The sequence below is a fragment of the Erwinia artemisiae genome (genome assembly GCF_051400835.1).
GTDB lineage: Bacteria > Pseudomonadota > Gammaproteobacteria > Enterobacterales > Enterobacteriaceae > Erwinia > Erwinia aeris.
Genome location: NZ_JBLFFM010000010.1, coordinates 139,574 through 147,489, shown reverse-complemented (window position 1 = coordinate 147,489; position 7,916 = coordinate 139,574). Strand labels below are relative to the sequence as shown.

The following is a 7,916-nucleotide window of genomic DNA, read 5'->3' as shown; positions in this document are numbered from 1 at the left end:
GGCAGGTGGCAGGTGGCAGGTGGCAGGTGGCAGGTGGCAGGTGGCAGGTGGCAGGTGGCAGGTGGCAGGTGGCAGGTGGCAGGTGGCAGGCGGCAGGCGGCAGGCGGCAGGTGGCAGGTGGCAGGTGGCAGGATAATAGTTTGTTATTCAATCATTTCTACATTTAACCTGATGCCTAAAAAACAGACAAACAGTGGTGGATAGCTGGATTGCATCCGCAAGTTACTTTATAATCCCGCGCCACAGGCCCCTTAGCTCAGTGGTTAGAGCAGGCGACTCATAATCGCTTGGTCGCTGGTTCAAGTCCAGCAGGGGCCACCAGATTTTACCTGTTAAATCAGGAAATTAAGCCACTCTTAACCGAGTGGCTTTTTTGTTTGTGGTGGTCAGTGTCGCAAAAGTGTCGCATGACTTTTTTGGCCCTTCTGAACGCAGGTACAAAAAAACCCGCTTTCACGGGCTATCAGTGAAGCAATGATGGCTGTCTGTCGTTGTGCGTAAAAATCGGCACCTTGTTAGTCTGGCCTGGCGAGACGATCATCCCTGCGATGCTTTCGTGCGTTTTGAAGGTACAGCTGCAATTAATGTTCTGGCACTGGTGATAACGTTCTTTTGTCTCGCGTGAGATATAGCGGCTGCTTTTGGCATGGGCAGCGGTCTGGCAAAGCGGGCAATGCATCATGGTAGCGTTCTCCTTGTGTACACTGCCTTAATAACTCAAACCTACAAAAATAACAATAAAATTCACTTAAAGTGAGTTTTAATTTTCTGATTCAGTTTTATACTCAACATCCGACAGCAACACCTCAAACTCTAGCGCCGTCGTGTAGCCGCTGTCGCTCAGGCTGTGCGTTACCTTGCTGATTAGCCACGGCTGCGCGTCGATCACTGCCTTAAACCCGCTTACCCTTACCGGCGTTTCCGGGAAGAGATCCGCCCGCCCTATTGCAAGCGTCAGCGAGAACTCAGCAACGCCGCGCTGCAGCTTGTCCCATTTCGCCTTTGCGGCCCGCATCGCGGCGGTCTTAGTGGCGTAAACCGTGGTCAGCGCAAATACGTTATCTTCCGTGCCGGCCAGATAGTCGCCTTCCTTTGCCTCCGGGGATTTGGTGGCGGTGGCCTTTTTCTTTCTGGCCGCCGGATGCTCCAGCGCGCGCAGGTGCTTTTCCTTCGGCTTGCGCTTCACCTTTACCTTCTTCGGCTTCGGATCTCTGGTGTGCAGCCAGCTGGCCGACACGCCGGTATAGGCGCCACGGTCGGCAATGCTAAAGCTGTGCCGGTCGCCGTCCTGTCGCGTAATGTTCAGTTGCGGGATCGGTTTGCCGCTGGCCGTGACGCAGCTGCCCGGACGCAGAAACAGCAGCTTTCCTGCTTTCACGGCGGCCACCGCGCCGTACAGCGTGGCAAGCCGCGTCAGGAACGCCGCGTCGGTTTCCTGCGTCTGGTCGATATGGCTCACCGCCTGCGTGGCGAATCCTGCGGCCAGCACCGCCTTCAGCTTGTTGCGCTCCGCTACTTGCTTCACCACGTCGCCCAGGGTGGTGTCGTGATACGACACCTCGCGCCGCGAGTTAAGCGTCCCGCGAAAATCCGCGCTGCGCGCACGGATCGTCATGGTGTCCGGCGCGCCGTGGTGCTCCACTTCATCCACCGTAAACTCGCCCTTACCGACCAGCGCCTGGCCTTTCCAGCCGAGAAACAGCTTAATCACCGCGCCGCGTACCGGCATCGCCAGCAGCCCGTCGGCGTCGTCCAGCTCAAGGTCGAGCTGGTCGGCCTCAAAGCCCCGGTTATCGGTCAGCGTCAGCGAGATAAGCCGGTCGCGGATATTGGCCGTGACGTCCTTAGAGTTCACCGACAGCATAAAGTCCGGGGCCATCTGCGCGCCCGCCTGTATTGCCATGCTGCTGATGCTCATGACAGTAGCCCGCCCACGGTTGCGCTCGCGCTGGCGGCGACGGTTTTCGCCTGACTGATAACGGACGTAATCTGTCCCGGCAGGTTGCCCGCACCGCTTATCAGCCCGTCGGCCTGCTTTTTCAGGTCGCCATACATTGAGGTTAACGACTCGTCAACGCGCTTCAGGCTCAGCGTAAAGGTGATTTTCAGCGCGCTACCGTTGCTTAAAAACTCGCTGTGCGAGGCCGAAAAGTTCTCCGTCACGTACATGCCGTAAATAGTGCCGTTACCGCCAATCAGCGGCCACGCCCGGCCCTCGTCGGCCAGCAGCTTAAAGCTCAGCAGCGACACGGCGCCGCCGGTGACTTCCGGGCGCAGCTCGCCGGTCAGGGTGATTTTTTCATCGCCCACGCCGAGAAACTGCGCCGACGCCCGCTGCCCGACGCGGCTGTTAGTGGGCCAGCGGTAGTCGATATTCTGCTGCATATCTGAATAGGGCAGCGTCTGGCGCATAAACGGCAGCAGCCCGTAAATCATCATCATGTTATTCCCATCCCATTTTGCTGCGCTGCTGTGCCTGGCGTTTGCGTTGCTCGCGGGCCTGATGCTGCGCCATCAGCTCCAGCGCGTCGTCTTTGGTCATACCCGGATGCATGTGGATATCGTACTGGTAGCTGTTCTGGCTCTGGTCGTTGTAGCCGCCCGCCGCCGGTGACGTTACCGGGTTATAAGGCGGCGCCGTGTCGGCCAGGCTCCACGGCAGGCCGTTCGGCGCGACCGGGTCGTGCTTATCCTTCGGATTGTTCGGATCGCTCCCCGGCTGCTTGTCCTTCAGGTCTTCGGACTTGCTGTCGATAAGGTGCAGTTTTTCCAGCATCCAGCTGATACCGTTTGTAAGCTGCTCAAGCGCCTTGCCGGGTATCTTCAGCCCCTCGGCCAGCGCGTTGCCGAACTTCTTGCCCATATCACCCGCGCTTTTCAGCTCCGCTTGCGTGGACTTCACCGGCTCCAGCAGCTTTTTAAACCAGTTCCAGGCGGCCTTAATTTTTTCTGTTATCCAGTCAAAAACGGGCTTCAGCGGCCCGAAAGCCTCGCTGATTGGCCCAATCGCGGCCTTAAAGCCCTCGGCCACACCGCCCATAAATGCTTTAATGGGCTGCCAGTACTTACGGATAAGCAGCGCCCCCGCAACGACGGCGGCCACCACGGCCACGACCGGCCAGGAAATCAGCCCCATTTCCGTCACAATGGCTTCGCCCGCCTTGGTAAAGGCGGTGCGCAGCAGGCCCGCGCCGCCGATAAGCGCATTAACGCCGGTAATCACCGGCCAGGCGACAAGGCCAATTGCACCAATCGCGCCCACTAAAACCAGCCCCGCCGTGGCGGCCAGGGCCATCCCCTTTGCCAGCATTGGGTTTTTCTGGATCCAGCCGTCCACGTTCAGCAAAAACTTTGTGGTCTGCTTTGTCAGCGAGCGCAGGGTCTTATCAAGGCCGTCAAACAGGTCGGTGCCGATAGCCTCTTTGGCAGACTGCAGTTCTTTAAGATCGCCGCCGAGGTTGTCCTGCTGCACGTTGACCAGCTTCGCCGTGCTGCCGTCCGATCCCTGAAAGGTTTTCGTCAGTTTGTCCAGCTCACCGCTGGCGGCGGATTTCATCAGCGTGACGGCTGCCGACGCGGCCTCCTCGCCGAAGATGGTCTTCAGGTATTCCGCCTGCTGGGTATCGCCGAACCTGTTTTTATCAAAGGACTTTTGCATCTCCTTCAGGATGGTGAAAAACGGCCGCAGGTTGCCCTTGCCGTCGGCGGTCTTTACGCCCAGCTCTTTAATCGCCTTGAACGCCTCGCCGGTCGGCCCCTGCACGCGCAGCAGCATGGCGCGGATACCCGTCCCGGCCATGCTGCCGGTCGTGCCGTTGTTAGCCAGCGATCCAATCATCGCCGCCGTCTGCTCGGCGCTGACCTTCGCATTTTTCGCCACCGACGCGACGTAGGGCATGGCGTCGCTCAGGTCGTCGAATTTGGTCGCGGTTTTGTTGAGCGTCGCGGATATCACGTCGCCCAGGTGCGCGACCTCGCTGTTAGCCAGCCCGAACGCGTTTTTCGTGCTCATTAAAAGCTCGGCGCTTTCTTCCATCGTGCGATTGTTCGCCAGCGACATATTCAGCGTAACCGGCGTGGCCGCCTTAATGTCGTCAACGTTCGCGCCCGATTTGGCGATAACGATTTGCGCCTGCGCGGCATCGTTGGCCGAGGCCGCCGTGTTGTCGCCGATGCTGCGCGCCTGGATGCGCAGTGATTGAAAGTCGGCGGAGTTTTTATCAAGGCCGAGCGTCGCCTGCAGCGTGGAGTTTGCCAGCGCGAAGTCGTAGCCGGGACGGAGGACGGAAGAGGCCGCGACCGCGCCGACCGTGGCGGCGCCGACACCGGCCGCGCCGACGTTGCGCATTTTCGCCGACAATTCCTGGCCTTTACGGTAGCGCTCGCCGGTCTGGTTCAGCCGCTCCTGCTGCTGACTCAGGCGCTGCAGCTCCATTTTCTGACGGCTCAGGCTGACGGTCGCCTGGGCGGCGGCGGTTTTCAGCCGCTGCTGCTCGCTGCCGAGGTTTTTGGTGGAGATCCCGGCGGCGTTCAGCGCCTCGCGCTGCTGCTGCACCGACAGGCGCAGGCTGTTGCTTTTGGTCTGCAGCGCGCTGGCCGCCTGCCGGGCTTTTTCCAGCGCGCGGGCCTGCGCCGTAGTGGGCTTTTCGGTATTTTTAAAGGCCACGGCCAGCGCGGCCGCTTCCGCCTTCGCATCCTTCAGGCTCTGCTGCGTGAAGGCCAGCTGTGCGCTTGATTTGCGAAAGCCGTCAATCTTCGCTGCCTGCGCGTCCAGTTCCTTCAGGCTGCTTTGCGCGTCGCGGATGCCGCCCGCCAGCGCCTTGGTCTGGTTCTGAATGGCCTTAAAGGGCCGCGTCGCCTGATCCACCGCCTTCAGCAGCACCTGCAACTTGAGGTTATTCATCGGTTTTTACTCCGCTGCGAATGATGGCCTTGTGCCGCCAGTCGATAAGCTCGGCCAGCGGCATGGCGTACATTTCAGACGGCGGCCAGTGAAACACCGTCGCTATGTCCGCCATCAGGTCGTTAACGGTCAACGCGTTGGGCCAGCTTACGCGTCCGACTTCGGCGACAAAAAACCGATCACCTTACCGGCCAGGGCAATCAGGTCGGCCGGATCGAGGTTCAGGCACTCTGCTTTTGTTAAGTTGGGCAGCGTGATGCGCGGCAGCACGGTAATCAGCGCGTCCACGTCCGAGCCTGCGAGATCGGCCAGGCGGGTGCCGCGCAGCGCGCCGGAATTCGGCTTAATCACCTCAACGCTGTTAATTGCCTGCTCGCCGCGCATCAACGGGGTTTCCAGGGTGACGACGTTTTCTTTGTTTTCCATGATTGTTCTCTTTTTTAAGTCGGGATAAGACCAGCGCCGGGCGCTGGCTCAGAAATTAAACGAGGCCGATATTTTTACGGCGTTGCTCCAGACGGTCGGTGCCGTTGACCTTCTCCACCATGTTGATGGTGTCAATTTCAATCAGCTCCTTGCCGTTAAAGGTCATCTTGTAATAGGTGCATTTGGTGGTGATTTTGGTTTCTGTATCCTCGCCCTGTTTGGCCTCCCCAAAATCAAACGCCTGATGCTTGCCGCGCACCTCAATCTCCACCGGGATTTCCTCGCCGGTGTCGTCGCGCTGGTAAGAGCCGGTAAAGCGCAGCGGCACGGACGTTGCGCCCCACTGCGTCAGCACCAGCTCGTCGATACCGCCGATGCTCCATTCGATATCCAGCGCGTCATCGTCCAGGCCCATATCAATATGGGCCGCGCCGCTCATGCCGCCGCCCCGGAACGGGTCAAGCTTGCGGCTCAGCTTCGGCAGCGTGACGCTGGTTACAACGCCCTGATAGCTGTTTGAGTCGTTAAAGAGGTTCATCCCCTTGAGTTTTCGTGGCAGTGCCATTTTTCAGTCCTCAGCTGTTAACAGACGCGGCGAAGTTCGCCAGATAGGAGTCGGTAATACGCTGGCGTAGGGTTAAATCTTCCAGCGGCGGCACCGGCGTATAGTCGTAATCAATCGACAGCTTGCCCGCCTTCAGGGTGTCCTTATCGTTGGCCGCCTCGTCGTACCAGCAGTTGGCGCCCAGCAGATAACCGGCGTTGACCAGCTCGCGGAATTTGGCATTAATGCCCGCAATAATCTCGCGCACCAGTACCGGCGTCAGCGGCTTGTCGTTGGCCCACATATGCGCCTCGGCCATCGTGTCGGCCAGTACCTGCGCGGTGCGGGTGTAGTTCTCAAACGCGAATAGCGGATCGTCGCTGCAGGTGCGGTTGCCCCAGAAGCGAAAGCCGTCCTTGCGAATAAGCGTGGTCACGCAGGCTTCGTTAAGCAGGTCGGCGTCGGTGCCGGTCTGCTGCAGATCCCAGAAGACGCCCGCAGAAATGCCGGTGACGCCGTTCACGCCGACGTTAGAAAGCGTCTTATGCCAGCCGGTGTCGTTGTCGGTTTTGGCGCGCAGGCCCAGCGCGCGCGCCGTGGCCCAGGCGGTTTCGGACGCGTTAATCGAAGTATTCCAGGCAATGAAATCCGGCCAGATAACCATGATTTCGCGCTGGCTGAAGTTCTCACGGTATTTCATGGCGTCAGAGACGGTTTTGCAGTTCCACGCCGAGACGTAGCAGAAGGCACGCAGCTGCTGCGCGATGCTGGCAAGCGCGGTCGCTACTTCTAAAGAGTCGAGGCCCGGCACGCCGAGAATACGCGGCTTGACGTCGAGCTGGGTCTGCGCGCTTAACAGCGCCTTCATGCCGGTATACTGGCCGTTTTCGTCGGTGGTGCCGATGATATTGGAGATGGTTTCCGCGTCGGTCGCGCCTTCGGCCACGCGCACCACGACGGTGACGGGCTTGGACTGGTCGGCAATCGCCTGCAGGGAAGCGGCCAGCGTGCCATTCTTACCGGCTTTGGCGATACCGGCCTGCACGTTGGTCAGGAGTACCGGCGTGTTCAGTGGGAACGCGGTGGCGTCGGCGTCGTCGGCAGTACAGACCAGCCCGACAATCGCCGTGGAGACGGTGGAAATGGTGCGCGTGCCGTCGTTGATTTCGACGACGCGGACACCGTGATGGTAATCAGACATCTGATGCACTCCGTTAAATGGGTGTGCTCAGATTGTCAGGTCAGGCGGGATAGTGCATGCGATTAATGTTCGCTGAGATCTAGCCGAACGCCTATTTATCGTCTATAAAATCACTTAATTTATCGAGGATACTTATTATCATAAACAATAAAAATTCCAGAGGCGGCATATGCAGGATCAAGAAGAAGTTAAAAAAAATGATGCTAGTTTGAAGAACAAAGCTGAGGATAACTACATTGACAATTGGATTAAAGAAAGTTTGTGGAATGATGTTTTTTATAGATATCTAACGTGGTTAATTATTACGTTAATATCTTACTCAATAATTCATGGCATTCGTGACTTTTCGACACTCAGCTACTTTTCAGGTTATGTTAAAAACACCCTTTCCATATTAAACTTCATTGTACCCTTAAATATTTTCATTATGTTTATAGCCATTACATTTAAAGATATGGAAGCCAGAGAGGTAGAAGCATGGACGCAAAAAAGATGGTGGGGAATTTTAGGTGCAATCTTAAGGAAAATTAATTGTGAGACTTTGTTATTTACAAGCGGCATATCTTTTAGCTTTACAATTATAGTGATTTTATCAGCGCTTGATATAGTTACAAATCCTCCTAATGTAAGTATACATAGTGCACTTACAATATTTTTCTTTTGCCTTTTTATTTCGGCAATCTCCTTCATTCACGCTTTTCTCTACGTTATATGCAAGAGAGAAAGGGAGACTATATTCTGCTCCCTAATTAAAAAGAACATGCTTATTCCAATGATTTACACCTTAATATCCCTTGTTGCTTTTGGTTATATTTATATTGGTTTTTAAATATAAACTGTAA

The 7,916-nt window shown here is 56.8% G+C and carries 9 protein-coding genes and 1 tRNA gene; 2 read left to right on the top strand and 8 right to left on the bottom strand.

What is annotated here, in order from left to right; genetic code table 11:
- The first annotated feature begins 245 nt into the window (after nt 1-245).
- Nucleotides 246-321: transfer RNA gene (locus ACMGEE_RS18985), tRNA-Ile, on the top strand.
- Nucleotides 322-463: 142 nt separating this feature from the next.
- On the opposite strand, the gene ACMGEE_RS18980 is transcribed toward ACMGEE_RS18985, so the two are convergent.
- The 8 genes from ACMGEE_RS18980 to ACMGEE_RS18945 form a co-directional block, all read right to left on the bottom strand.
- Nucleotides 464-682, bottom strand: a complete 219-nt coding sequence (locus ACMGEE_RS18980) for an ogr/Delta-like zinc finger family protein (protein WP_124234400.1) — start codon at nt 680-682, stop codon at nt 464-466.
- A gap of 78 nt (nt 683-760) precedes the next feature.
- Nucleotides 761-1,918, bottom strand: a complete 1,158-nt coding sequence (locus ACMGEE_RS18975; protein ID WP_436830498.1) for a phage late control D family protein — start codon at nt 1,916-1,918, stop codon at nt 761-763.
- Nucleotides 1,915-2,442 (bottom strand): phage tail protein, encoded by a 528-nt coding sequence (locus ACMGEE_RS18970; protein ID WP_436830497.1) that lies wholly within the window; start codon nt 2,440-2,442, stop codon nt 1,915-1,917. Before ACMGEE_RS18970 ends, ACMGEE_RS18975 begins: the two co-directional genes overlap by 4 nt.
- 1 nt (nt 2,443) lies before the next feature.
- Entirely contained in the window at nt 2,444-4,903 is a 2,460-nt protein-coding gene (locus ACMGEE_RS18965) for a phage tail tape measure protein (protein ID WP_436830496.1), read from the bottom strand.
- Nucleotides 4,896-5,018 (bottom strand): GpE family phage tail protein, encoded by a 123-nt coding sequence (locus ACMGEE_RS18960; protein WP_125287881.1) that lies wholly within the window; start codon nt 5,016-5,018, stop codon nt 4,896-4,898. Before ACMGEE_RS18960 ends, ACMGEE_RS18965 begins: the two co-directional genes overlap by 8 nt.
- 32 nt (nt 5,019-5,050) lie before the next feature.
- Nucleotides 5,051-5,329, bottom strand: coding sequence for a phage tail assembly protein (locus tag ACMGEE_RS18955; RefSeq protein ID WP_436830495.1), 279 nt, complete (start codon nt 5,327-5,329; stop codon nt 5,051-5,053).
- Nucleotides 5,330-5,384: 55 nt separating this feature from the next.
- Nucleotides 5,385-5,894 (bottom strand): phage major tail tube protein, encoded by a 510-nt coding sequence (locus ACMGEE_RS18950; protein ID WP_301730238.1) that lies wholly within the window; start codon nt 5,892-5,894, stop codon nt 5,385-5,387.
- Between the two features lie 10 nt (nt 5,895-5,904).
- The gene (locus ACMGEE_RS18945; protein ID WP_436830494.1) at nt 5,905-7,074 is read right to left on the bottom strand and encodes a phage tail sheath protein; all 1,170 of its coding nucleotides are present in this window, start codon (nt 7,072-7,074) and stop codon (nt 5,905-5,907) included.
- Between the two features lie 169 nt (nt 7,075-7,243).
- Between ACMGEE_RS18945 and ACMGEE_RS18940 the strand changes: the two genes are divergently transcribed.
- Nucleotides 7,244-7,903 carry a hypothetical protein gene (locus tag ACMGEE_RS18940; RefSeq protein WP_436830493.1) on the top strand — a complete coding sequence of 220 codons (660 nt, stop codon included), beginning with the start codon at nt 7,244-7,246 and terminating at the stop codon, nt 7,901-7,903.
- The last annotated feature ends 13 nt before the right edge of the window (nt 7,904-7,916 follow it).

What these genes read in the sequence shown, in the direction of transcription:
- ACMGEE_RS18940 (WP_436830493.1), top strand. Translation starts at nt 7,244, where the DNA reads ATGCAGGATCAAGAAGAAGTTAAAAAAAATGATGCTAGTTTGAAGAAC.
- ACMGEE_RS18950 (WP_301730238.1), bottom strand. Translation starts at nt 5,894, where the DNA reads ATGGCACTGCCACGAAAACTCAAGGGGATGAACCTCTTTAACGACTCA.
- ACMGEE_RS18970 (WP_436830497.1), bottom strand. Translation starts at nt 2,442, where the DNA reads ATGATGATGATTTACGGGCTGCTGCCGTTTATGCGCCAGACGCTGCCC.
- ACMGEE_RS18960 (WP_125287881.1), bottom strand. Translation starts at nt 5,018, where the DNA reads ATGGCGGACATAGCGACGGTGTTTCACTGGCCGCCGTCTGAAATGTAC.
- ACMGEE_RS18965 (WP_436830496.1), bottom strand. Translation starts at nt 4,903, where the DNA reads ATGAATAACCTCAAGTTGCAGGTGCTGCTGAAGGCGGTGGATCAGGCG.
- ACMGEE_RS18955 (WP_436830495.1), bottom strand. Translation starts at nt 5,329, where the DNA reads ATGGAAAACAAAGAAAACGTCGTCACCCTGGAAACCCCGTTGATGCGC.
- ACMGEE_RS18975 (WP_436830498.1), bottom strand. Translation starts at nt 1,918, where the DNA reads ATGAGCATCAGCAGCATGGCAATACAGGCGGGCGCGCAGATGGCCCCG.
- ACMGEE_RS18980 (WP_124234400.1), bottom strand. Translation starts at nt 682, where the DNA reads ATGATGCATTGCCCGCTTTGCCAGACCGCTGCCCATGCCAAAAGCAGC.
- ACMGEE_RS18945 (WP_436830494.1), bottom strand. Translation starts at nt 7,074, where the DNA reads ATGTCTGATTACCATCACGGTGTCCGCGTCGTCGAAATCAACGACGGC.